Source organism: Streptomyces sp. VNUA24 (genome assembly GCF_029167005.1).
In the GTDB taxonomy this organism is placed as follows: Bacteria; Actinomycetota; Actinomycetes; order Streptomycetales; family Streptomycetaceae; genus Streptomyces; species Streptomyces scabiei.
The window spans coordinates 5,691,361-5,716,104 of sequence record NZ_CP119143.1; the positions used below are offsets into that span (position 1 = coordinate 5,691,361).

Sequence of the window (24,744 nt, forward strand, 5' to 3'; positions counted from 1 at the left end):
CCGACGACGTGCGGGCCGTCCTCCCCGACAGGAGGACGGCCCGCACGCGCGTGTGCGGACGGGATCAGACGCCGATGTCGTCGCCGTCCGCGCGCCACACCGCGACGACCGCCGGGCGGACGTAGCTGCCCGGACCGTCGGGCCAGGTGCTCTTGGGCTTCTCCACGGTGGCTCCGTCGATCTCTCCCGGGTGCTGGACGGCGACCAGGACGCGGCGGTCCTGGATGATCGGGCCGCAGGTCTCGGCGCCGCTCGGGACCGTGAGGAACTGCTTCAGCTCACCGCGCCGCTTCCCGCGCGTGGCGACACCGAACAGACCGTCGTGCGAGCCGAGCTGCGAGCCGTCGGTGGAGATCCACAGGTTGCCGTGCGGGTCGAAGGCCACGTTGTCCGGGCAGGAGATCGGGCTGACGTGGTCCTTCGGGAAGCCGGCGAAGTAGGTCGCCGGGTCCTCGGGGTCGCCCGCGACGAGGAACAGCAGCCAGCCGAACGTCGTGCTCTCGGGCCGGTTGCGGTGCTCGGTGAGTTCGAGGACCTGGCCGTGCTTGTTGGCGTTGCGCGGGTTGGCCTCGTCCGCCTTGGGGTTGGCGCCGACACCGCGGTTGGAGTTGTTGGTGAGGGCGACGTAGACCTTGCCGGTGACCGGGTTGGGCTCGATGTCCTCGGGGCGGTCCATCTTCGTGGCGCCGACCTTGTCGCCGGCGAGCCGCGTGAAGACGAAGACCTCCTCGGCGGTCATCCCGTCCACGTGCGAGACGGCACCCCCGGCCGTGGCGGTCGCCAGCGGGATCCACTCGCCGGCGCCGTCGAACTCCCCGTCCGCCGGCAGCTTGCCCGTGCCGTCGATCTCGATCGCCGGGGAGTCGCCGGTCAGCCTGGCGACGTAGAGCGTGCCCTCGTCCAGCAGCGAGAGGTTGTGCTCGCGGACGGAACGGCCCGACCCCTTCTTCATCGTCTTGCTGCTGACGAACTTGTAGAAGTAGTCGAAGCGCTCGTCGTCGCCGGAGTAGACGACCGGACGCCCGTCCGAGGTCAGCCGGATGGTGGCGGCCTCGTGCTTGAACCGCCCGAGCGCGGTGTGCTTGCGCGGGGTGGAGGACGGGTCGTACGGGTCGAACTCGACGACGTACCCGAAGCGGTGCACCTCGTTCGGCTCCTGGGCGACGTCGAACCGCTTGTCGAACCGCTCCCACTTGCGCTCGCTGGCGCCGGTGCCGATGCCGTATCGCTTGTCGGTGGTACGGCTGCTGTTGGCGAAGTACTGGTTGAAGTTCTCCTCGCCGTGCAGCGTGGTGCCCCAGGGGGTGGTGCCGCCGGAGCAGTTGTTGAGCGTGCCGAGGACCTTGGTGCCGGTCGGGTCGGCGGAGGTCTTCAGCAGCGCCGACCCGGCGGCGGGGCCGGTCAGCCGGAACTCGGTGGTGGCGGTGACGCGCCGGTTGAGCTGGTGCCGGGGCACGGCGGTGAGCCTGCCGGTGCGCCGGTCCTCCTCGACCACGACGGCGGACAGGCCGTGGGCCGCCCAGGCGACCTCGACCTGGTTACGGGTCGGGTTGGCGGCGTCGTAGCCGCGGAACATCAGGATCTCGTCGGTGTACTCGTGGTTCGCGACGAGCAGCTTGCGGTCGCGCTCGCCCTGGAGCGGGAGCAGCGCGAGGAAGTCGTTGTTGTAGCCGAACTGCCCGGCCTGGGCCTTGGCCGTCTGGTTCTCGGGGTCGAAGGCCGGGGCGCCGCGCAGGATGGGCTCACCCCAGCGGATGACCACGTTCTGCCGGTAGCCCTCGGGGACGGTCACGGTGTCGGCGGTGTTCGGCGCGACGGCCGTGAACCGCAGACCGCGGGCGGCCTTGTTCCTGCCACCCTTGGCCGCGGCGGTCCTGGCGGCCTCGGCGGACTCCGCCGTGGTGGCCGCGGCGGCGGGGGCGGCGGAACCCAGCGTGACGGCCGAGCCGGCCGCGCCGGCCACGGTGACGACGGCGGCGGCCCTCATCACCGAGCGGCGGCTGAGCGCGCTCGCGATGACATCGCCGACGTAGGCGTTGGGACTGGTGTTCGGTACCTCGTGGAAGCAGGCGTCACCACAGCGGAACCGGCAGGTCAGGGCGGAACGGCCGCCGGGATGCGAGCCGATCATGGGCAGCAGCTTGCGCACAGCGCGCTCCTCGATGCTCTTTGTACATTCTTGGTGTGAGCGCGACGCTAGGGGGACGCGCGTGCGAGCGCGGGGACGCGAGGTGAACAAGGGGTGAACCTGCGGCGCTTCAGGCGGTGTTGACAGCGCGGGGTGGCGGAGATAGTGAAAGCCCCCGCCCCACCCCAAGATCACCACGCCTGGCCGCTAACCTTACGTGTCCGTCCTGGCCAGGGATTGACGGCTTCAACTCACCCGAAGGGTTGCGCACATGGGCATTCTCTCTCTCCTGCGGAATGCGTTCAGCCGCTCACGCAAGGGGCGCGACACGGTTCCTTCGCAGGAGGCGGAGCGGGATTCCGCCCCGGAGGACACCTCCGCGGCGGCGGCCGAGGGGGCCGCGACACCGCCGGCCGCCGAGCCGAGGGTCCCGGCCCCGGCGACCGAGCCCGCGACCTCGTCCGTGGCCGACGACCTCGTCTCGGCGGCCTTCGACAACGTGACGGTCCCGAAGCCGCGGGGCGGCGAGCCGACCGAGAGAACACCGGAGCCGGACGCGACGGCGCCGGAGCCGGAGCCGGAGGCTCCGAAGGCGAACGCGGCGGCCCCGAAGGCGGACGCGGCGGCCCCGGAGACGAACGCCGTGGTTGAGGCCAGGCCGAAGGCCGAGGCGGAGCCGGTCACCGAGGCCGAGCCCGCCGCTGCCGCCGAGCCGGAGATCGTCGCCGAACCCGCCGCTGCCGTTGAGCCCGAGGTGGAGCCCGCCGAGAAGGCCGAGCCGAAGCCGGCCGTCGACACCGAGCCGAAGCCCGTTGCCGCCGCCGAGCCGGAGATCGTCGCCGAACCCGCCGCTGCCGTTGAGCCCGAGGTGGAGCCCGCCGAGAAGGCCGAGCCGAAGCCGGCCGTCGACACCGAGCCGGAGCCCGTTGCCGCCGCCGAGCCGGAGCCCGTCGCCGAGCCCGCCGAGCCGGAGGTCACCGCTGCCGCCGAGGCGGACGTGGAGGAGGTTGCCGAGAAGGCCGAGCCCGAGGTGTCGGCCGAGGCTGATGTGAAGGGTGCCGCTGACGAGGCGCCCGCCGAGCAGGTCGCCGTGGCCGAGCCCGCGGCGGCGGACACCGCCACGGAGCCGGAGGAGGACGCCGAGCCCGTGGCCCCGGCCACCGAGGTGGAGCCGGAGGCCGCCGCGGATGCCGAGCCGGTGGCGGTGCGGGAAGCCGAGCCGGAGCCCGCCGCCGAGGTGACTGCCGATGAGCCCGCGGCGGAGGCGGCCCCCGCGTCCGTCACCGAGGCCGAGGCGTCGGCCGAGCCGGAGCCGTCGGCCGCTGAGGCCGAAGACGCCGGAGACGCCACGGGAGCCGCCGAAGAACCGAAGGCCGTCGCCGAGGCCGCACCGGAGCCCGAGAGCGCTCCTGAGCCCGAGGTCACTCCGGAACCGGCGGCTGCCGCCGAACCGGAAGCCACCCCGGAACCCGAAGCCGCCACCCCCGAACCGGCCGTCGCCGCCGAACCGGAGGCCACCACCCCCGAACCGGAGGCCGCCGAACCGTCCGAAGCCGCCGACCTCGTCGTCGTGGCCGATGCGGCCACCCCCGAAGCCGCGGACGCCGACGGCGGGGCAGCCCCACAGGTGGCACCCGAGGCCGACGACGAAACCCGCACGGGTGGTGCGGGTGGGGGCGCCGATCGGGCCGAGGGCGAAGCCGAGGCCGAGGCCGTTGCAGACACCGAAGGCGGAGCCACCCCCCTGCCGGCCGGCCTGCGCACCGCGTACGACGCCGCCGGCGCCGTACTCGCCAAGCGGGACCTCACCGACGTACGCGCCAAGGTGTACCTCGTCCTGGACCGCTCCGCGTCGATGCGCGGCTACTACAAGGACGGCTCCGCCCAGGCCCTCGGCGAGCAGACCCTCGCCCTCGCCGCCCACCTCGACCCCGAGAAGACCACGGTCCCGGTCGTCTTCTTCTCCACGGAACTGGACGGCACCGGCGAGCTGACCCTCGACGCGTACGACAACAAGGTCGACGACCTGCACGCCGGCCTCGGCCGCATGGGCCGTACCAGCTACCACGTGGCCGTCGAGGAGGTCCTCGCCCAGCACCGCAAGGCGGCGGCCGGCACCCCCGCCCTCGTCGTCTTCCAGACGGACGGCGCCCCGGACGCCAAGACCCCGGCCAACCAGGCCCTCGCGGACGCGGCCGAGAACCACCCCGGCGTCCACTTCGCGTTCGTCGCGTTCGGCGACCCGGAGAACAAGGCCTTCGACTACCTCCGCAAGCTGAAGACGGCCACGACGTCCCACTTCCTGGCCGGCGAGACCCCGCGCGAACTGACGGACGCCGAGGTCTACGAGGGCATCCTGGCCACCTGGCGCCCGTAGCACCGCACCCCGCACCACAACCCGCACGACACCCCCGCACCACCCCGTGCCGCCCGCTTCCCACCCGTCAAAACGGGAGGCGGGCGGCACACCCATGTCGGCTAGGATTTCAAGACTCACGAAAACGACCGACCTGGGAGCATCCCCCGATGGCTCGACACCTCATCACCAGCGCCCTTCCGTACATCAACGGGATCAAGCACCTGGGCAACATGGTGGGGTCCATGCTCCCGGCGGACGTGTACTCCCGGTACCTCCGCCAGCGCGGCCACGACGTCCTGTACATCTGCGCGACGGACGAACACGGCACCCCCGCCGAGCTGGCCGCCAAGGAGCGGGGCCTGCCGGTCGACGAGTTCTGCGCCCAGGCGCACGACGCGCAGAAGGCGGTCTACGACGGCTTCGCGCTGGCCTTCGACTACTTCGGCCGGAGCTCCTCCGCGCAGAACGTCGAGATCACCCAGCACTTCGCTCGCCGCCTCAAGGAGAACGGATTCATCGAGGAGCGGGCCATCCGCCAGGTGTACTCGCCCGCCGACGGCCGCTTCCTCCCGGACCGCTACGTGGAGGGCACCTGCCCGCACTGCGGCTACGACAAGGCCCGCGGCGACCAGTGCGAGAACTGCACCCGCGTCCTCGACCCGACCGACCTGATCGACCCGCGCAGCGCCATCTCCGGCTCCACCGACCTGGAGGTCCGCGAGACCAAACACCTCTTCCTCCTGCAGTCCAAGCTGCAGCACGAGGTCGAGGCGTGGGTCGCGGCCCACGAGGAGGAGTGGCCGCACCTGTCGTCCTCCATCGCCCGCAAGTGGCTGAACGAGGGCCTGCACGACCGCGCCATCACCCGTGACCTGGACTGGGGCGTCCCGGTGCCGGCCGACACCTGGCCGGAGCTGGCGGCGGAGGGCAAGGTCTTCTACGTCTGGTTCGACGCCCCGATCGAGTACATCGGCGCGACGAAGGAGTGGTCGGACGCCGCCCCGGACGGCGAGAAGCGCGACTGGAAGTCCTGGTGGTACGAGGCCGACGGCGGCGAACACCCCGTCCGGTACACGCAGTTCATGGCGAAGGACAACGTCCCGTTCCACACGGTGATGTTCCCGGCCACCGAGCTGGGCATCCGCGAGCCGTGGAAGAAGGTCGACTACGTCAAGTCCTTCAACTGGCTGACGTACTACGGCGGCAAGTTCTCCACCTCGCAGAAGCGCGGCGTCTTCACCGACCAGGCCCTGGAGATCCTCCCGGCGGACTACTGGCGCTACTTCCTCATCGCCAACGCCCCCGAGTCGGACGACTCCTCCTTCACCTGGGAGCACTTCACCGCCACGGTCAACAAGGACCTCGCCGACACGCTCGGCAACTTCGTCAACCGCGTGCTGTCCTTCTCCAGGAAGCGCTTCGGCGACGAGGTCCCGGCGGGCGCGGCGGCGGGCGAGGCGGAGACCCGTCTCGGCGAGGAGATCGCCCGTCTGCTCGCCGAGTACGAGGCGCAGATGGAGGCCCTGCAGTTCCGCAAGGCGGCGGCCGCGCTGCGCGCCCTGTGGTCGGCGGGCAACTCCTACCTGGAGGAGAAGGCCCCCTGGCTGGAGATCAAGACCGACCAGGACGCCGCGGCCCTCACCCTGCGCACCGCCATGAACCTCATCCACCTCTACTCGGTGGTCTCCGAGCCCTTCATCCCGGCGTCCTCGGCCGCCATGCGCGCCGCCTTCGCCCTGAAGGACGACACGGCGGCCTGGGTGACGGCGGAGGAGGCCAAGACCCTCACCTTCGTCCCAGCCGGCACCCCCTTCACCGTCCCCCCGGTCCTCTTCGCGAAGCTCACCGACGAGGACCTGGAGACGTACAAGGAGCGCTTCGGCGGCACGCCGGCGTAGCTCCCGACTTCGCAGCACAGGGACCGGTGACGCAGTTCGGCGTCACCGGTCCCTTTGTGTCGTGGTGAGGGGCGTCGGCTCGTAAAGACGCATGCCCACCGCCGGATTCGAACTCACTCCCGACCCCCGCACGCCCGTGCGAGCCGAGACCACCCCCTCCCGGCCCATCCGCAGGTGGCACCGCGACCCGGCGCTCCATGCTTCGGTGCCGTCGGCGGTCTTTCCCAAGGACCACGGGAGAGAAAGAACCCCACCAAGCCCCACCCCTCCCTCCCGTCCGCAGCGGAAACTCACTCCCGCGAGTGAACATCGCCAACTCAGCTGGATTCGGAACGGGTTGTCTGGCCTACGCTCAGCGCGACACACACAGCCACGGACATCCGCAGCGAGTGCCGGGAGCACGTATCCGCGGCGGACATCCGAACCCACAACCGCAGACATGCGACGGCCCCCGCCGGGACGGCAATCCCAAGGGCGAGGGCCTGACCACCGAGGAAGAAGAGAGCTTCCCGATGGACACGTACGACCCTAGCGCGCCCCCGCACGCCCAGTCCCGTACAGCGGGCAAAAACCACCCGCGCCGGGACCGGGACCCCGCCACCGACGGGAAGCCCCGCCCCGGCGGTGTCATCCACGACAACGCCCGCCACACCGCCCGCTTCACGGTGATCGGCAACCACCTGGCCCAGCACCCGGACCTGTCGCTGCTGGCCATCGGGCTCGCCACACACATCCAGTCGCTCCCCACCGGGGCGCCCGCCGACATCAAGAGCCTCGCCGCACGCTTCCCCGAGGGGCCGGACCGTATCGCCGCCGCCCTGCGCGAACTCGAAGCCCACGGCTACCTCCGCCGCACCCGCGAACGCGTCCCCGGCGGCCGGATCGTCACCCGCACCGTCTCCTGCAACAAGCCCGGACACCACGACACGACGGCGTCCGACACACCCCGGAGGCCGGGTCACCGCACCGCCCCGGAGGAGCGCCCGGCCCGCAGACTCCTGCCCGCCGTCCCCCAGCCCTCCTCCACCTCACCCACCCTCCTGCGCACGGCCACCGACCTCCTCTCCGGCCTCCGCCGCCACGACCCCCGCCTCCTCCTCTCCGAGACCGACGCCCAGCACCTCGCTCCCGGCGTCGCCGCCTGGCTGGAGCGCGACCTCACCCCCACCGCCGTACGCGACGCCCTGACCAGCGACCTGCCCGCCGAGCCCCTGCACCGCCCGGCCGCCCTCCTGGCCCACCGCCTCACCGACCGGCTCCCGCCCCCGCCACCGTTCCACGCCCCGCCGTCACCACCGGAGGTGCTGTACCCGGTCAGGAACTGCCGCGGCTGCGACCGCGGCTACCGCGGCCCCGATCCCCTCCGCTGCGACGCATGCTCGGCCGACGGCAGAGCGGACCCGGTGACGGGCCCCCTACCCGACATCACCGACAGCCCCGAAGCCGATCCGGCACGGTGAATCCCGCTTTCACCCGACAGGACCTCATGTGCTGCCCTCCCTCGCCGCGAACGGATTCCTTCCGCTGGGCCGGTACTCCGTCTCCCTCGACGAGGCGGAGAAGATACTGGTCAGCGCACCGAAGTTCGCGGACTCCTCAACCCGCACGGAGCTGTGGGACGGCCTCCACACCTATCTCGATCCCTTCCTCACCCTGGAGGACACCTACGCGGGGATGCTCGGCGGGCTTCCGCTCATCCACAGGTTGTGGCTGGGCGGCAGCTTCGTGAGCACCAAGCTCGATCCCGAGAACATCGACGCCACGCTTCTGATCGACACGCGCGCCGAGCGTGCCGTACGCGGGAAACGGGGGGCCAAGTGGCTGACCACTGCTTTTCAGAGTCGCGCCAGGATGAGGGAGAAGTACGGCGTCTCACCCCTCCGCATCGGGTACCAGCCCGTTGCCCATATCTTCGAGCCGGAACGCTTCACCCTCGAGGAACGGACATACTTCACGCAACGGGGTGTGTGGGACGACTGGTGGCAACGCTGCAGACTGCCTGACCATGACGACCGCTCACCCTCCGAAGAGAGTGCCGCCCCGGCACGCGGCTACCTGGAGGTGCGACTGTGACCGGCGACAGCTGGCGCGAGCGCAGGCGCGCGCTCCTGGGGGACGGCCCGGCAGAGGCCGAGCGCACCGCACGGCTCCTCGACGCGCTCGGCACCGACGACCGGGACGACGAGGAGATCGAGGCGGAACACCGGGCGAGCCATCTGGCCGCAGCACGCGAGTACGCGCCCGACGCCCGGTTGGACGAGGAACTCCAACTCCGGCTGACCGGGCCGGAGGCCGACGGTGGTGCGCTCCGCTTCCAATGGGGGGACGCGTTGCTCGAACCCGTGGAGCACTTGGTCTCCGCCGCGGCGGGTACCCCTGTGCAGCTGGAACTCACCGGGATCTCGACCGGCAGCACCATCGTGCACGCCCGGCCCGTCACCACCCGCACCGAGTCCGCGGATCCGCTTGCCATGGCCGCACCCGCCACATCCGCCGCCTCAACGGGGCTCGGCACCCTCACCACACTGCTCGACGCCCTGGAGGCCGAGCGTGACATCCGCGAATGGGCCCGGATCTTCGACGCGGTCGAAGCGGTATCGCGTGCGCTGAGCCGTTATGAGCTGGACCTGGGTGTGACCTGGTACGACGCCGACGGACGGATGCGCCGCGCCCGGCTGACGGAGCGGGGCAGGCGCTATGTGAAGCGACTCCGGGAGACCAAGGACCGCGACCAGGAGATCACCATCTCGGGCCGTATCACAGAACTACGCGAAAGCGGCCTGGTGAAGGTCAAGACGGGCACAGCCAAGAACGCCCCCGCCTACGACGTACGCTTCGAGGAGCCCGGGGAGCTGCTGCGCATGCGCCCCGGCCTCGGAGACAACGTCCACTTCCGGGTCCGCTTCCGGCAGCAGCTGGATTCCATGGGCATCGCGCGGTCCGTCGAGTACACGTACCTCGGTCAGGCCGCCGAACAGGGATCACTGCCGTTCGAGCCGTAAGGCGCGCGGCGTATCCGGCGAGCAACCCGTACACCCGGGTGCGCGTCTCCCCGTGCATGGCACTGTTCGGAAACGCGCACACCGTGGACACCGGCAAGGCCCAGCAGGACTACGCGCGCCTGCTGGGGCGTGGGGAGCAGGTACAGGCCGCGTTCCTGCTGATCCGCGACACCATGCTGTTCACCGACCGCAGGCTCATCCTGATCGACAAGCAGGGGCTCACCGGCAAGAAGGTGGAGTACCACTCCGTCCCGTACCGCAGCATCACGCACTTCTCGGTGGAGACGGCCGGGCACTTCGACCTCGACGCCGAGCTGAAGATCTGGCTGTCGGGCACGCATGCACCGATCGAGAAGACGTTCACCAAGGGCGTGGACATCTACGAGGTCCAGGCGATCCTCACGCAGTTCGTGGCCCGCTAGTGCTCTGACCGCATTGGTTCACCGGGGCGGGCCCGCGAACTGAACCTCGACGCGGGTGAGTTCCTGGCAAGATCTCCGCATGTCCGAAGAGAAGGTCGACGCCCTCACGCAGAGGATGGCCGAGCACATGGCCATGCCGTTCCCACCCGGCTTTCGCGGCGTCGACGTCAAGGGCCAGGACATGGTGATGCTCGACGCGGACGCCTATGGCTATGCCCTCGGCGTCGTCAAAGGTCCGCTCAACGAACAGCGCCGCGCGGACCTGACGCGGCTGATGACTGTGGTCGAGCGGGTCCTTCCGGTGATCGACGACGAGTACGCGACCAGGTACTACACGCACGTGCGCGACATGGCTGCTCTGGCCGCCGAAATCGAGGCCCAGCGCGACGTATCGTCCTCTGACATGCAACGTTCGGCGGGGCGATGATCGGGGCGGTTGGATGTGCGGTGACGTCCGATCCGATCGCTGGGGGTGTGGTGGCCGAGCCTGTCCGTATGCGCAGCCTGACCGACCAGGAGGGACAGAAGCTGCAGCAGATCGTGCGCCGGGGCGGCACCAGTACGGTGCGTTTTAGAGTCGCCGGCGTCATGGCCCTTGCATCAGTTCTACTGGTTGCGTGTACGGGTGAAAAATCAGCTCCGGTACGCGGCGATGCTCTTTACGGAGGGTTGCAGTCCCAAGGCGTAGTGGGCAGCGACCAGGCCGAGGTAGGGCAGGACTGGTGGTTCGCGCTCCCGGTTCCCGTCAATAAGTCATCCAAAGAAATAGAGATCACTGAAGTTTCCTTGGTGGATGTCCCAAGGGGAATCAAGGTGGTTGAATATGGTGCCTTCAGCAGAGATGACACAGAAGGGCTGGCGCTGCTGGTGCTCGAGGGAGAGCCGCATATGCCGGATCTCGATCGACTCGAGAATCACATCGAAGAGCCGGTCGTGGTTCCCCCGCGCCAGGAGAGCGACATCTACTATCTCGCCCACCTGAAGATCACGGCTCCGCCGGATCAAGCCGTTCGATACTGCAAGTTTCAATACGTCCAGGGCGGTAAGCAGTACGCTCAGACACTCGACTGCGAGGTCGACCTGAGGACGAAAAAGTCGGTGTAATGGCTACACCTTTCAGCCCCTCGCACCGATGACCATATGTCACATGTACGGTCCTCGACACTTTTCAGTGCCGAGGACCGTATGTGATTTTAGGGCTGCTTTATCCACAGCTCGGTTGGATGTCGCTGCTCGTCAAACACCGCAGATTCAATGCGGTTCGTTCATCGAGCCGCTGCCCGCCGCCGTGGCAGCTCGGTAGACCGGCCTCCCATCGAAGCCCCGAAACCTGAACATCGGTGCCACAGGCGCTCTTCCCAAAGGTCCGGAACTGCGACGGCTGTGACCGTGGCTTCTACTCGCCCGGTCCCGGCGCACGGTGCCGCGACTGCCGGGAGCGCCCCGCCGGGGATCCCGGCCTGGTGCACGGACACCCGGAGGTGGGGCGGTGAGCGGCGAGCGCCTGCTCGCGGCTCGCCGGATACTCTGGCCGGGGCACCCTCTGGAGGACACCATGAGCACCCAGGCCGATCACGGGCATGAGCTGATCCCCCGTCCCGAACAGACTCCTGACGCCCTGCGCGCAGCCCTCGCCGTCGTGGACCCGGGCCGTCTGGAAGAGATGCAGAGGACGAAGGACGAAGCCTTCGCCAAGGCCGTCGAATGGCAGTCCCTGAGTCCCGTACAGAGCTGGGTGCTCGCCTGGGCCAGGGACATCGAGATCGCCCGCCGCCCCGAGCTGTCCGCCCGCCAGGCTCGCGCGAAGAGCGACCTGGAGCACGAGGATCCCGTCGTCGCACAGGAAGCGCTACGAGAGCTGAGCGCCGTACTGGACGATGCCATGAAGGCTGTGCGCGGGTGAGCTGGAAGTGGGAGTACGCCTTCGGCGCGGAGGAGGCCGCCCGCACTGCTCCACCCGGCTTCCTCTCGGGTCTGGAGAAGAAGGCGAACGAACTGGTCAGGGCTGCGGAGGCACTCCACGTACAGGGAGGCGCCCCTGCCGGGTTCGACCCGAAGGGCGGGAACATGATCGTCCCTGGCGGCATGTTCACGTATCAGGTCGTCGTACGCAGCGAGCGGGTCTACGTCGTCCAGATCACCTGTCTGGGATTCTGAGATCTGTGGTGCTGCTCGACCCCTCCACGGTCGAGCCACTCGTAGACCACCCGATCGGCGGGACGGCCCCGCAGCCCACGGGGCCCGGGGAGCGTGCTCGCGCCCCGGGCCCCTCTTCGCGGGTGTCCCGGACCCCTTCCTGATCGGGTCCGGGACACCTTCCCGGCCTCAAGGTGGCGCCCCCGGCCAGGAGTTCGGGAGGGCTACGGCAGCAGGCCGGCGCCCGCGGCCGGCGTACCCGTACCCGTCAGGTCGGTCAGCAGGTCCGTGACCGTGTTCTGGAGGCCGGCGGTGAGGGCCGGGGTCCAGTTGACCGTGGTCTTCAGCTTCTTGGAGCTCGCGGCGTTGTACGCGGCGACGAGGTCGGTGGCCTTGCCGTTCACGATGTTGCCGGTGCCGGCCAGCGAGCCCGTGCCGTCGCCGCTCAGCAGCTTCGCGACCTTCGCGTCGGCCGGGATCCTCCAGACGTTGCGCTCCGCGACGACCTGGGCCTTGGCGCGGGAGTCGATGCTGTACTTGGGGGCGTAGCCGTTGACCGTGGTCGTGTCGTACACGTTGTTGTAGAGGTGGACCTGGCCGATGCGGGCCAGGGGCGCCCGCTGCACGATCCCCTTCCACAGGTTGTGGTGGATCGTCACGCGCAGCTTGCCGGTGGAGTCGGTGTCGCTGGAGCCGATCAGCATCGTCTTGTCGTGGTTCAGGAACTGGTTGCGCTCGACGGTCACCAGGTCCGAGCCGTTGGTGATGTCGAGGGCGCCGTCGTGGACCTGGTACTTGCGGCCGTAGTGGGTCGCCTCGGTCTTGTCGAAGGTCGGCGCGTCGGTGAACGTGTTGTGGTCCGCCCAGACGTTGGTCGCGCCGCGCAGCGTGACCGAGTCGTAGTTGGAGTTCCACTCGCCGGACGAGCCGTCGGTCGGGTCCCAGGCCGGGAAGCAGTCCTGGGTGTCCGCGAAGGTGAGGTTGCGGATGATGACGTTCTTGACGTTCTGGACCGTCAGGCTGCCGCCGAGAATGCCGGCCTTGGTGCCGGGGACGCCCACGAGGGTGGTGTTGGCGGGCACCTTGAAGACGATGTTCTTCTTCTGCTTGGTCTCGGCGGCTTCGCGCGCGGTCTCCTGCGCGCCCTTCGGCGCCTTCTTGCCGTAGGTCGACGGGTCGAACGCCTTCAGGTAGGCGGAGAGCGAGTACCCCGTGCCGGAGGCGTAGTCCGTGCAGGTCAGCTTCTTGCCGGCGTCGTTCGTGTTGGCGTCGATCGTGCCCTTGATCTTGATGATCCGGGGGGTGGTGTCGGTGGCGGAGCCCAGCGCCTTCACGAGCTGCGCCCGCGTCGACACCGTGAAGGTGTGCGCCGCGTCGGCCTTCGCGCCGCCGGTCGTACCGGAGCCGGACGCCGCCCAGCCGTCCTTGGCGGGCAGCACCTGGTGGTACAGGTCGGTGGGACTGGCACTGGCGTTCATCACGAGGACGCCGGCGCCGACCGCGGCGGCCACGGCGGCGGCGGAGACCACGAGGGTCCGGCGCTTGCGGAGGGACCGGCGGTGGGACGGGCGCGGGGAGGCAGAGGCCACGGATGAGTCCTTACGTAACGTACGTGGTGCGGGGGAACACGTGGTTCGTGTGGAGCCCCTGTGAAGGAGGTTCCGACTCATGTGTGGTCACGGCTCACGGATAGGTTGCCGCCGAACTGAACTTTTCCGAGGGCCACTTGAGGAGGGCCGACGGGGGCGGGCGGACGCGGTGCGCGGGGGCGCGGGTCGGTGCGCGTGGGCGCGGGTCCGTGCGCGCGGGTCCGTGCGCGCGGGTCCGTGCGCGCGGGTCCGTGCGCGCGGGTCCGTGCGCGCGGGCGCGGGCCGGCGGAGGGGCCGGTCAGCAGGTGTGGGTCACTTGATGTGGTCCAGCACCTCCCGGAACTCCTTCGTCGGGGAGAACTCCACCAGTTCGACGTCCTCCAGGGCCTCCGGCGAGTGGCCGGGAGACCAGTAGTAGGCCTGTCCGGCCTCGTAGAACTCCTCGCCCTCCTTGGTGCGCATCCGCAGCCGGCCGCGGACCACGAAGCCCCAGTGCGGGCACTGGCACAGATCGTCGGGGAGGCCCTTGAGGGCCGGGGTCATGTCGATGCCCTGGGGCAGCTTGAGGAACGCGACGCTCATCCCGTCGCCCAGGTCCTGGATGCGCACTTCGAGGCCGTCGCCCTCGATCTCGACCGGGGCTTGCGCCCGCGTGACTGCCGTCATGATTCCTCCACGGCCGATCCGTCGCGGGGCCTCGGGAATCTCCGTACGAGGATCCGCTCTCTCGGGAGCCCCGCCACGTCCTTCCAGTCTGCGGCCGTCCTTCACCCGCCTCGAATCGGGGTGACATGCGTCACGACCGAAATGCGCCGCGATGGAGTCGATCGCCCCACTTTTCCAGGGCGACAACACACTCTTCCTTGCATCTATCGGCCATTTCAGCCACCGGATACCGAATCGAACCTGTGGCCGAGATCCATGGCGTCGGCTCCGACCGCCGGCGCGCAACGGCTTTCTGCCTGGTCCCGGACGGGTGTTGACGCGGGGGCGGATGCGGCGGGCGCACGCCCCGTCGCCGGCGGAGCCCGCACGGAGCGTCACCGACATCACACCTGGAGTAGCACACGTGTTCGTTGCCTGGGGTGCTCGACGATCCCCATAATGACCGGGCTCGCCAGGGCCACGGCCACGGCCGCCGAGGTCGCGACGCCGTCGGACCGAAGTCGGACCAGTCTGTGAGGCCATGCATGAGCAGTCACCGCCGGAAGAAGGGCGCCCCCAGGGCCTCCGCCCGCAACGCCGCGAAGGCGAAGCGCCGGGGTGCCGGACGCCGGAGGGCTGTCATAGCCGCGGCGGTCGTGGTGACCGTGGGTGCCGTGGGCGGCACCACCCTCGTCGTGAGCGGTGACGGGCCCGGCGGCTGGCGCGACACGGCCGCCTCCTGGTGGGGCGGACAGAAGTCGGACCCCGCGCCCGATCCCACCCCGTCGAGCACGCCCTCCGAGCGGGAGCGGATCTCCGTCGCGGACGCCCCGGCCTCCCCCACCCCGTCCCGTACGCCGGGCAAGCGCCGGTCGAGCCCCACGCCGAGCGCGTCCCCCTCGAAGAAGCCCGACCGGCCCGCCGAGAAGCCGGCGGACACCGCCGACGAGCCGACGAGGCCCGCGAGCACCCCGAACCCCGCGAAGGCGAAGGTCACGCCCGCCCCCGCCCCGACCAGCGCGGACTCCGGCCCCACGGACCGTGTCCTGCGACTGGTCAACGCCGAGCGCGCGAAGGCGGGTTGCTCGCCGGTGACGGTGGACGCGAAGCTCACCAAAGCCGCGCAGAACCACAGCCAGGACATGGCCGACCACGCGAACATGTCCCACACCGGTTCCGACGGCTCCTCCATGACCGACCGCCTCGGCCGCGTCGGCTACGCGTACCGCTCGGCGGGCGAGAACGTCGCCGCCGGGTACGGCACCGCCGACAGCGTCATGGACGGCTGGATGAACAGCCCCGGCCACAAGGCCAACATCCTCAACTGCGGCTTCAAGGAAATAGGCATCGGCCTGGCAGGCCCCGGCAACTACTGGACCCAGAACTTCGGCACCCCCGCGTAGCGACGCCCGCCGGGCCGCACACAGAACGGCGTGAACGTCTCGCCGCTCACGCCTGCCTTCCAGGTGCTCGGCCTCCCCTCTCCTGGGAGGCTCCTCCTTCGACTGCGGCACCCGAGGCTGGATCACACAGCGCCGGCTTGCGGCGCGTGTTGTGAAACGACTGTGGAGACCCGCCAGTACGTGAGCTTTCAAGATTATTACCGGTGAGTCGTCTGTGACATTGGGGTCCTCGGGGGATCGAGATTTCTCAAATCGATCGACATGGACCACAGTTGACGAACCATCACATACGCCCGAGAGCCGCGGTCACCCTGCTGGCACCGCTGCTCGCCGGAGCCATGACCGTCTCCGCGGTCATCGCTCCCACCTTCGCCGCCGACGCCGGCTCCGCCCCGGACGGCGGAAGTCCCGGCGCCGGTACCTACATCGTGAAACTCGCGGACGCACCCGTCGCCGCGTACGAGGGCGGACTGCCCCGGCTCAAGCGGACGGCGCCCCCCGCGGGCGGACGGCTCGACGCGGACTCCGCCACCGTCCGGAGATACGTGGCGCATCTGGACGACCGCCGGGAGCGGGTCCTCGACACCGTGCCCGGGGTGGAGTCGCTCTACGACTACGCCTACACGTTCAACGGATTCGCCGCCGAACTCACCGGCAGACAGGCCGCGAAGCTGGCCGCGACACCGGGAGTCGTCTCGGTGACCCGCAACACGGTCGCCCGGCTCACGGACACCCGCCCGGACCACGGGCCCGGCACGGACGCCGACGGCCGGGCGGAGACGTACGTACGCGTCGAGGCCGGGGACAGGACCGGGGACGGCGGGGGCAGGGTCCCGGCCCCGGCCCCGGCCCCCGCTCCCGGGCCCGCGCCCGCGCCCGCTCTCCCCCTCGTACCGGAGGCCCAGCGGTCGGCGATCACCGAGCCCGCGGCGGCGACCGGGGACAAGGGCGTGACCACCGGCAGCCCGCGGGCCCCGCGCTCCAAGGCACCCGGCTCCACCACGTCCGCGACCACGACCGCCGCCGACTTCCCCGACACCCCCCGCCTCCTCGGCCTCTCCGGCGCCAAGGGCCTCTGGGCGAAGGCCGGCGGCCCCGCGCACGCCGGCGAGGGCGTCATCGTCGGGATCGTCGACACCGGCGTCTCCCCGTCGAACCCGCTGCTCGCCGCCCTCCCGGAGCCGCGCCCCGACGCCGCCGCCATCGCCGCGAAGTGGCACGGCGAATGCGTCCCCGGCGACGACCCGGCGCACAAGGTGACCTGCAACAACAAGGTGATCGGCGCCCAGTGGTTCGGCGCGGCCCGGCCCGACCCGGACGGCGTGGACATCCCCTCGGCGATGGACACCGACAGCCACGGCACCCACACCGGCACCACGGCCGCCGGCAACCACGGCGTCGCCGCGTCGGTCCCCGGCAGCAACGCCGGGGGCAGGCTCAGCGGCGTCGCCCCGGCGGCCCGCCTCGCCTACTACAAGGCGTGCTGGAGCACCGGCTGCCCGACCGTGGACACCACCGCCGCGATCGACAAGGCGGTGGCGGACGGCGTCGACGTCATCAACTACTCCATCGGCGGGGACCTCCCCGGCCAGCCCGACATGGAGGCCATGTTCAACGCGGCCAAGGCGGGTGTCTTCGTCGCCGCGTCGGCCGGCAACGGCGGCCCCGACACGGTCGCGCACACCGGCCCCTGGGTCACCACGGTCGCCGCGGCGACGCACGACACCCAGTACACCGCCTCCTTGGTCCTCGGCGACGGCCGCCGCTACACGGCGCCCGGCCTGAACCCGGGCGTCGGCTCCACGCCCCTGGTCGAGGCCACCGCCGTGAAGAAGGACGGCGTGGACGACGCCCGGGCCGCACTGTGCGCGCCGGGCACACTCGACCCCGAGCGGGTCAGGGGCAGGCTGGTCGTCTGCGACCGGGGCGGTGACGGCGTCTTCGTCGAGACCAAGGCGAACGAGGTGGCGGCGGCCGGCGGCGAGGGGCTCGTGCTCACCCACACCCCGACCAGCGGCCAGGACTTCTTCGCGTACGTCTTCGCGGTGCCCGTCGTCCAGGTCGCCACCGAGGACGCGAAGGCGGTCCACGCGTACGCCTCCGAGGCCGGCGCGACCGCCGAGTTCACCCCCTCGCGCAGCGGCCACGTGGCCGGCCGGGAGATCACCTCCTTCTCCTCCGGCGGCCCGGACCACTTCAGCGAGGGCGACCTGCTCAAGCCGGACATCGCCTCCTTCGGCATGACCGTCCCGGCGGGTGTGGTGCCCGGCGGCAGCGGCGGGTTCACCGGGCAGTTCGGCTTCGCCGACGGCACCTCGATGGCGTCCCCGCACATCGCGGGCCTGGCCGCCCTGCTGCGGCAGCTGCACCCCGGCTGGTCGCCCATGGCGATCAAGTCGGCACTGATGACCACGGCCACGGCCACCGACGAGAACGGCGACCCCGTCGGCCGCGCCCCGGCCGGCTCCGCCTCGCCCTTCGACCTCGGCGCGGGCCTGCCCCGGGTCACCCGGGCGGCCGATCCCGGCCTGGTCTACGACTCCACGTCCGCCGACTGGACCGCGTACCTCTGCGCGATCGGCCAGAAGCCGGTCACGGAGACGGGTGACGACGCCTGCCCCGCGGCCGCGAAGACGGACCCCAGCGACCTCAACTACCCGTCCATCGCCGTAGGTGACCTGCTGGGCGTCCAGACTGTGACGCGTACGGTCACCAACGTCTCGGCGCACACCGCCACCTACCGGCTGAAGCTCCGGACCCCGGCGGGATACCGCGCCGAGGTCACCCCGAAGCGGCTGACGGTCGCCGCGGGCGGATCGGCGTCGTACCAGGTCCGGTTCGAGCGGACGAGCGCCGCCCTCGACACCTGGGCCTTCGGCTCCCTGACCCTGAGCGACGCGCACAGCCACCACGAGGTCACCAGCCCGATCACGCTGCGCGCCGCGCTGTTCGCGGCGCCGGACGAGGTCACCGTCACCGGCGGTGACACCGCGACGCTGACGGCCGGCGTCGGCTGGCGGGGCGAGCTGACCGCGAAGGCGTCCCTCTACACCGGCGAGAAGACGACCGGCACGCTCACCGGAACGGACCAGTCCGCCTTCTGGGAGAGTCAGCACACCGGCGACGCCGCGGTGAAGCACCGCGTCCACGTCCCCGAGGGCGCCGCCTTCACCCGGTTCGCCCTCACCTCGGCGGACCACGTCCCCGGCAGCGACCTCGACCTGTACGCCTTCGACACCAAGGGGAACCACGTCGGCGCTTGGGCCGACGCCGGTTCCGACGAGCACGTCGATCTGCCGCCCGGCGACTACGACGTCTACGTGGTGCAGTACGACCTGCCGGCCGGTACCACCAGCCAGCGGTACACCCTGTGGAGCTGGAAGGTCGGGCAGGGCGCCCCGGCGGTCACCCCCGCCGTCACCCCGGCCGGGCAGACCGTCTCGGCGGGCGACCACCCGAAGGTCACGGTGGCGTGGCCGGACGCGGTGCGCGGTGAGCGGTACGTCGGTGTCGTCGAGTTCGGCGACGGGTCCGCGACCGTGGGGCGCACCCCGCTGACGATCACCCCGTAGCCACCGGCTCCCGGGGCGCGGAAGGGGGTGGGGGGCGGTGTGCGCCCCTGAAAAGCACGGGGCGCAGCCCCTGCTTTTCATGGGCGCGGGGAACTGCGCGAGCAACCCCCACCGGACCCACACCCGACAACGCACCCCCCACCCCTCTGCCGCGCACCGAACGCGCGCACCGTCCCGGGCGACCGTACCGTCGGAGGCGGGACCGGCCGGGACGTCCGGCCCAAACCCCCGCCGCCCCCGTTTCCCCCGATGGGGTGGCAGAGCGCTCCTTGAGCCCTCGCGCGCTCCGGCACCTGCCGTACAAGTGTCGGCGGTGGCAGGGAAGTTGGCACGACGAGGGGAACGGAAGCAGTGGTGGGACGAGGTCCGGCGCCCGGCCGGGGCAGGTTGCGCGCGACGACGGCCGCGGCGGCGGCCCTGCTGACCCTCGCGCCGGTGACGGCCCGGGCGGCCGGCCCCTGGCCCACGGCCGTGGAGACGATCACGGCGACGACGGCCACGGCGCAGACGGCGGCGAACGGCGCGGGCGCCCCCGGCGCGGTGGCGCCCGCGGCACGGCCCCCGCAGATCGGCGACTTCCTGACGGTCGTCAACGAGGCGCGAGCCGACGTAGGCGTACCCCCACTGGTCTGGGACGAGTCCGTCGCCGCGCACGCCCGACGGTGGGCGCGCGTGCGGGTCGCCGACTGCGAGCTGATCCACTCGAACAGCCGGTACGGCGAGAACCTGGCGAAGGGGTCGAACCCGCGCTACTCCCTCGCGGACGCGGCCCGCCTCTGGCTGGACGAGCGGGACGACTACGACCGCCCCTCCAACGCCTGCGTGAACGACCGGGAGTGCCTGCACTACACCCAGTTGGTCTGGCGCACCTCGACCCGGGTCGGCGCGGCCGGCGCCCGGTGCGGGAACGGCTGGACCTTCGTGGTGGCCAACTTCGACCCGCCGGGGAACTGGCTGGGCCGCCGGCCGTACTGAGCCGTACCGACCGGTCCGGCCGGCGGGGCCGTGATAATTCCCGCATGGCCCCCTCCCGGCACCGCAGAGACCCGGCACCGCAGCGCCCCGCCGTCCTCGGGGCGCACCCGTGAACGGCGTCCCCGACGGGCTCCGCCGGCTCCTGGACGACGTGCTGGAAACCGGTGCCCCGTACGCCCTCGCCCTCACCGGCGATCTCGCGGCGCAGGCACACGGGCTCGTCGAGGCGCGGCCGCCCGGCCGGGAGCTGGAGGTGGCGACGGAGCACGCGGCCCCGATGGCGGAGATCGCCGCGGCGGTCCGGGCGGGCCTGACGGAACGTGGCTGGGCGGCGCACGCGGTGGAGACGTCCCCGCTCTCCGCCCGTCTCCTCGTCACCGATCCCGTCACGGCGGAGGAACGCACCCTCGACCTGCTGAAGGAGACCCTCTGGCATCCGCCGGTCCGCACGGCGTGGGGCCCGGCCCTCTCCCTGGAGGACGTGCTCGGCGCCAAGGTCCGGGCCGTGGCCGACCGGGGCGCCGCCCGCGACCTGATCGCCGTGCACGCGGCCACCGCCCAGCGGACCGTCACCGAACTGGAGGAACTGGCCCGGCGCCACACCTCCGCCACGTCCAGCACCTTCGACCTCACCGACCTGCAGTCCCGTCTGGAGGGCACCGAGTGGCTCGACGACCGGGAGTTCGCCCGCCACGGGCTGGACGCGGAGGCGGTCCTGGGACTCCGCCGCTGGGCCCAGACCTGGGCCGACGACATCGCCGAACGCCTGCTGGAGGAGGAGGCGCTGGCATCCCCGCCGGAGGAGGACCCCGAGTGAGCGGACGACACGTGCCGCCCGGGGCATCCCCGACCGCCGGCCGGAGGGTCAGCGGCCGGCGGTGACCGAGCCGCTCGCGGTGGCCGGTGCCCGGCCCGTCTCCATGCCCAGCGCCGCACGGGCCGCCCGCACATGGTCCAGCCCCTCGACCGCCGTGCGGGAGACCCGCGCGTAGTCGTCGGGCGTGCGGGCCCGGGCGAGCTGGGCGCGGGCGGTGCGCAGGCGTTCGGTGGCGTCGGTCAGGGACTCGGCCGCGGCCCCGCCCGCCCCGGCCTGGGCGCGTACGTCGATGCCGGCCAGGCTGCCGCCCAGCCGTACGACCCGGCGATTGGCGTCGGCCTCCGCGTCCAGGCCGGACGCCGGACCGGGGTCGTCCACGGACCGCCGCCGGGCGACGATCGCGACCACCGCCCCGACGAACAGCAACACCGCCACCAGCACGACCGGTTCCATGGCCTCCTCCAGTTCCTACGGGTTCCCTCACCCTGTACGTCCCATCCCACCTCCTCCCGCTGTGTTCCTCCGTCGGGAAACCTGTGCGTCACCTGATGACCTCCCCAGCGGGTACCCGGGGCGGCTCCGGCACACGCCGAAGGCCCGGAACCACAGGGGGTTCCGGGCCCGGGGGTACGCCGGCGGGGTCAGGTGCCGGTGTGTGTGGCCTCGGGGTCGACACCGACCGTGATGGAGCCGACGACACCTCGGGAGATGTCGTTCTTCTTCCGGTACTTCAGCTTGAGCAGCCCGCCCTGGACGCCGCTGCCGTCGTAGATCGTGTCGTCGTCGAGGGTGGTGCGCTCGGTCGTGGAGGTCGAGTACGGCTCGACCTCGGCGGAGTCGAGCACGGCCTCCTCGGCGAAGAAGAACTGTCCGGTGTGGCAGGTGGTGCCGCCCTCGTAACCGGCGTCCATCCACTCGCCGTCGACGTGCACCTTCGTGTGGATGTGCACACAGCGGCCCCGGTACCAGCCCGGGAAGACCGTCTCGAAGGTGACGAGGCCCTGCCGGTCGGTCTTCCAGGTGCCGCGCAGATAGCGGGTGTCGCTGGTGGGCTCCTCGTGACCGCCTCCGCCGCCCCCGCCGCCTCCGGCCGGCGGCTCACCCGTCGGCACGTCCGTGGGGGTGCCCGTGGGGGCGTCGGTCGGCGGGGTGCCGCCGCCCTCGGAGAAGCTCTCGTAGCCCGAGTAGAGACCGAGCGCGTCGCAGTGCCAGATGTCGACGGCCGCGTTGCGGACCGGCTTGCAGGTCTCGGCGTCGATCACCTTCAGCCGGAGGGTGAGGGGGATGCCCTCCTTGTCCTCGGTGATGTCCTGGCGGAGTTTGTCCGCGTCGATGTAGTACGGGCCTTCGGTGGTCTCCGAGGTGAGCTGGTAGCACTCCTCGCCGGCGCTCGCGCTCGCGGTGGCGAGGGTCTTCTTGCCCGCCTCGCCGTTGGTGCTCGCGCTCGCGGTCGCGACGACCGCTCCGCCCACGCCCACGGCGGCCACGGCGCCCGCGCCCGCCACGACGACCCTGCGGCGCGTCAGGTCCCGCTTGTGCTTCGGCCCTTGGGCCTTCTCGTTTCCGGTCTGGTTTCCCGTCATGGCGAGGAAATTAGGGAGGCAGGCTGTCAAAGGCATGGGAAGGAGCTGTGGTTCACCTCGCATGCGTGCGCGGATTCCGTTCCGGAAGGAGAGGGCGGCTCGAAATCGCCGTCCCTTTCCGGCAGGAATACGGGCGGGCGTGATCTGCCGCATACCCTGTGACACTCCGCCAACGACACCGAAGCGCACGCGGAGGCCCAGGTCAAGGCAGGCACCGGCATCGGGGCGGCGGTGCACTCCCGCCGGTCCGGCCGGGCGGCGCGTCACACCGGACGGTTCACCGGCCTTTCCGGCGCGCGCACGCGAAAGGGACCGGAAATCGACGAACGATTTCCGGTCCCTCCACGGAAAAGCCTGGCGAAAAAGGCAGGCCCTACTTCGGCTGGGGCTTGCGCACCGACAGGTGCAGCTCGCGCAGCCGCGCCTCCTCCAGCTCCGTCGGCGCACCCATCATCAGGTCCTGGGCGTTGCCGTTGAGCGGGAAGGCGATGGTCTCGCGGATGTTGGGCTCGTCCGCGAGGAGCATGACGATGCGGTCGACGCCGGGCGCGATGCCGCCGTGCGGCGGGGCGCCGAAGCGGAACGCGCGCAGCATGCCCGCGAACTGCTCCTCGACGGTGTCACGGTCGTAGCCCGCGATCTCGAAGGCCTTGAGCATGATGTCGGGCTCGTGGTTCCGGATCGCGCCGGAGGACAGCTCGACGCCGTTGCAGACGATGTCGTACTGCCAGCCGAGGATGTCCAGCGGGTCCTGGGTCTCCAGGGCCTCCAGACCGCCCTGCGGCATCGAGAACGGGTTGTGCGAGAAGTCGATCTTCCCGGTCTCCTCGTCCTTCTCGTACATGGGGAAGTCGACGATCCAGCAGAACCGGAAGACGCCCTCCTCGAAGTGCCCGGCACGCTTGGCGGCCTCGACCCGCACCGCGCCCATGATCTTCGAGACTTCCTCGAACTCGCCCGCGCCGAAGAACACGGCGTGACCGGCGGCCAGCGAGAGCCGCTTGGTCAGCTCGGCGACGTTCTCCTCGGTGAGGAACTTGGCGATCGGGCCGGACAGCGAACCGTCCTCGGCCACCCGCACCCAGGCGAGACCCTTGGCGCCCTGCTCGATCGCGTACTCGCCGAGCTGGTCGAAGAACTTGCGCGGCTGGGCGGAGACGTCCGGCACGGCGAGCGCGCGTACGTGCTTGCCGGCGAACGCCTTGAACTCCGAGCCCTCGAAGACGTCGGTGATGTCCACCAGCTCCAGCTGGGCCCGCAGGTCCGGCTTGTCGGAGCCGTACTTGAGCATCGACTCGCGGAACGGGATGCGCGGGAACGGGGAGGTGACGTGCCGGCCGTTGCCGAACTCCTCGAACAGCTCGGTCATGAGCTTCTCGATGGGCTGGAACACGTCCTCCTGCTCGACGAAGGACATCTCCACGTCGAGCTGGTAGAACTCGCCCGGCGAACGGTCCGCGCGCGCGTCCTCGTCACGGAAGCAGGGCGCGATCTGGAAGTACCGGTCGAAGCCCGAGATCATCAGCAGCTGCTTGAACTGCTGCGGGGCCTGCGGGAGGGCGTAGAACCTGCCCGGGTTGAGGCGCGAGGGCACGACGAAGTCGCGGGCGCCCTCGGGGGAGGTGGCGGACAGGATCGGGGTCGCCATCTCGTTGAAGCCGAGGGCCGTCATCTTGTGCCGGATGGCGCTGATCACGGCCGTACGCAGCATGATGTTGCGGTGCATGCGCTCGCGGCGCAGGTCGAGGAAGCGGTACTCCAGGCGCCGCTCCTCGTTGACCCCGTCCTCGGCGTTGATCGTGAAGGGGAGCGGGGCGGCCGCGCCGAGCAGCTCGACCTCGCCGACCTCGACCTCGATCTCGCCGGTGGGCAGGTCCGGGTTGACGTTCTCGGAGCCGCGCGAGACGACCTTGCCGTCGACGCGGACGGTCGACTCCTTGGAGATCCTGTCCAGCGCCTCGTAGGCCGGGGTGCCCGGACGGGCCACCAGCTGCGTGATGCCGTAGTGATCGCGGAGATCGATGAAGAGGATGCCGCCCAGGTCGCGCCGATTGTGCAGCCAGCCGCTCAGCCGGACGTCGGTGCCGACGTCAGAGGCGCGGAGCTCGCCGCAGGTGTGGGACCTGTACCGATGCATCGTCGTTCATCCAGCCTTCGCTGATCGGGGATCTGGCGGGTGTCTCACGGCCGGTGTCTCACGGCCGATGTTTCACGT

The 24,744-nt window shown here is 70.9% G+C and carries 20 protein-coding genes; 14 read left to right on the forward strand and 6 right to left on the reverse strand.

Features of this window, described 5'->3' with window-relative positions; genetic code table 11:
- Nucleotides 1-64 precede the first annotated feature (64 nt).
- Nucleotides 65-2,149 carry a PhoX family protein gene (locus tag PYR72_RS24250; protein WP_275457280.1) on the reverse strand — a complete coding sequence of 695 codons (2,085 nt, stop codon included), beginning with the start codon at nt 2,147-2,149 and terminating at the stop codon, nt 65-67.
- Between the two features lie 250 nt (nt 2,150-2,399).
- Here PYR72_RS24250 and PYR72_RS24255 point away from each other — a divergent pair, with 250 nt between their 5' ends.
- The 10 genes from PYR72_RS24255 to PYR72_RS24300 all read left to right on the forward strand — a co-directional run bounded on the left by PYR72_RS24255 (nt 2,400) and on the right by PYR72_RS24300 (nt 11,966).
- A complete protein-coding gene (locus PYR72_RS24255; RefSeq protein ID WP_275457281.1) occupies nt 2,400-4,505 on the forward strand; it encodes a VWA domain-containing protein in 2,106 nt (701 codons plus the stop codon).
- 149 nt (nt 4,506-4,654) lie between these two features.
- The gene (gene metG / locus PYR72_RS24260) at nt 4,655-6,385 is read left to right on the forward strand and encodes a methionine--tRNA ligase (protein WP_275457282.1); all 1,731 of its coding nucleotides are present in this window, start codon (nt 4,655-4,657) and stop codon (nt 6,383-6,385) included.
- Between the two features lie 512 nt (nt 6,386-6,897).
- Nucleotides 6,898-7,845: a helix-turn-helix domain-containing protein gene (locus PYR72_RS24265; protein ID WP_275457283.1), complete on the forward strand. Its 948-nt coding sequence runs from the start codon at nt 6,898-6,900 to the stop codon at nt 7,843-7,845.
- A gap of 28 nt (nt 7,846-7,873) precedes the next feature.
- Complete coding sequence (locus PYR72_RS24270) at nt 7,874-8,458, forward strand: hypothetical protein (RefSeq protein ID WP_275457284.1); 585 nt, start codon at nt 7,874-7,876, stop codon at nt 8,456-8,458.
- Complete coding sequence (locus tag PYR72_RS24275) at nt 8,455-9,387, forward strand: hypothetical protein (protein ID WP_275457285.1); 933 nt, start codon at nt 8,455-8,457, stop codon at nt 9,385-9,387. The genes PYR72_RS24270 and PYR72_RS24275 overlap by 4 nt, the downstream gene beginning before the upstream one ends.
- A 56-nt stretch (nt 9,388-9,443) precedes the next feature.
- Complete coding sequence (locus PYR72_RS24280; protein ID WP_275457286.1) at nt 9,444-9,809, forward strand: PH domain-containing protein; 366 nt, start codon at nt 9,444-9,446, stop codon at nt 9,807-9,809.
- 79 nt (nt 9,810-9,888) lie between these two features.
- Entirely contained in the window at nt 9,889-10,236 is a 348-nt protein-coding gene (locus tag PYR72_RS24285) for a hypothetical protein (protein ID WP_275457287.1), read from the forward strand.
- A 68-nt stretch (nt 10,237-10,304) separates the two neighbouring features.
- On the forward strand, nt 10,305-10,913 hold the full coding sequence (locus PYR72_RS24290; protein ID WP_275457288.1) for a hypothetical protein: 609 nt from the start codon (nt 10,305-10,307) through the stop codon (nt 10,911-10,913).
- 451 nt (nt 10,914-11,364) lie between these two features.
- Nucleotides 11,365-11,712, forward strand: a complete 348-nt coding sequence (locus PYR72_RS24295) for a hypothetical protein (protein WP_275457289.1) — start codon at nt 11,365-11,367, stop codon at nt 11,710-11,712.
- The gene (locus tag PYR72_RS24300; protein ID WP_275457290.1) at nt 11,709-11,966 is read left to right on the forward strand and encodes a hypothetical protein; all 258 of its coding nucleotides are present in this window, start codon (nt 11,709-11,711) and stop codon (nt 11,964-11,966) included. The genes PYR72_RS24295 and PYR72_RS24300 overlap by 4 nt, the downstream gene beginning before the upstream one ends.
- 203 nt (nt 11,967-12,169) lie before the next feature.
- Here the strand turns inward: PYR72_RS24300 and PYR72_RS24305 are convergent, their stop codons facing one another.
- Nucleotides 12,170-13,534: a polysaccharide lyase family 1 protein gene (locus PYR72_RS24305; protein WP_275457291.1), complete on the reverse strand. Its 1,365-nt coding sequence runs from the start codon at nt 13,532-13,534 to the stop codon at nt 12,170-12,172.
- A 312-nt stretch (nt 13,535-13,846) separates the two neighbouring features.
- On the reverse strand, nt 13,847-14,200 hold the full coding sequence (locus tag PYR72_RS24310) for a hypothetical protein (RefSeq protein WP_275457292.1): 354 nt from the start codon (nt 14,198-14,200) through the stop codon (nt 13,847-13,849).
- Between the two features lie 524 nt (nt 14,201-14,724).
- Here PYR72_RS24310 and PYR72_RS24315 point away from each other — a divergent pair.
- From PYR72_RS24315 to PYR72_RS24330, 4 genes are all read left to right on the forward strand, one after another.
- A complete protein-coding gene (locus tag PYR72_RS24315; RefSeq protein ID WP_275457293.1) occupies nt 14,725-15,582 on the forward strand; it encodes a CAP domain-containing protein in 858 nt (285 codons plus the stop codon).
- A gap of 272 nt (nt 15,583-15,854) precedes the next feature.
- Nucleotides 15,855-19,154 (forward strand): S8 family serine peptidase, encoded by a 3,300-nt coding sequence (locus PYR72_RS24320; protein WP_275457294.1) that lies wholly within the window; start codon nt 15,855-15,857, stop codon nt 19,152-19,154.
- 354 nt (nt 19,155-19,508) lie between these two features.
- Nucleotides 19,509-20,129 (forward strand): pathogenesis-related family 1 protein, encoded by a 621-nt coding sequence (locus tag PYR72_RS24325; RefSeq protein ID WP_275457295.1) that lies wholly within the window; start codon nt 19,509-19,511, stop codon nt 20,127-20,129.
- Between the two features lie 109 nt (nt 20,130-20,238).
- The gene (locus tag PYR72_RS24330) at nt 20,239-20,946 is read left to right on the forward strand and encodes a hypothetical protein (protein WP_275457296.1); all 708 of its coding nucleotides are present in this window, start codon (nt 20,239-20,241) and stop codon (nt 20,944-20,946) included.
- 48 nt (nt 20,947-20,994) lie between these two features.
- Here the strand turns inward: PYR72_RS24330 and PYR72_RS24335 are convergent, their stop codons facing one another.
- The 3 genes from PYR72_RS24335 to aspS form a co-directional block, all read right to left on the reverse strand.
- Nucleotides 20,995-21,399, reverse strand: a complete 405-nt coding sequence (locus PYR72_RS24335) for a hypothetical protein (protein WP_275457297.1) — start codon at nt 21,397-21,399, stop codon at nt 20,995-20,997.
- Between the two features lie 188 nt (nt 21,400-21,587).
- A complete protein-coding gene (locus PYR72_RS24340; protein WP_275457298.1) occupies nt 21,588-22,529 on the reverse strand; it encodes an intradiol ring-cleavage dioxygenase in 942 nt (313 codons plus the stop codon).
- 373 nt (nt 22,530-22,902) lie between these two features.
- Nucleotides 22,903-24,666, reverse strand: coding sequence for an aspartate--tRNA ligase (gene aspS, locus PYR72_RS24345; RefSeq protein ID WP_275457299.1), 1,764 nt, complete (start codon nt 24,664-24,666; stop codon nt 22,903-22,905).
- Nucleotides 24,667-24,744 lie beyond the last annotated feature (78 nt).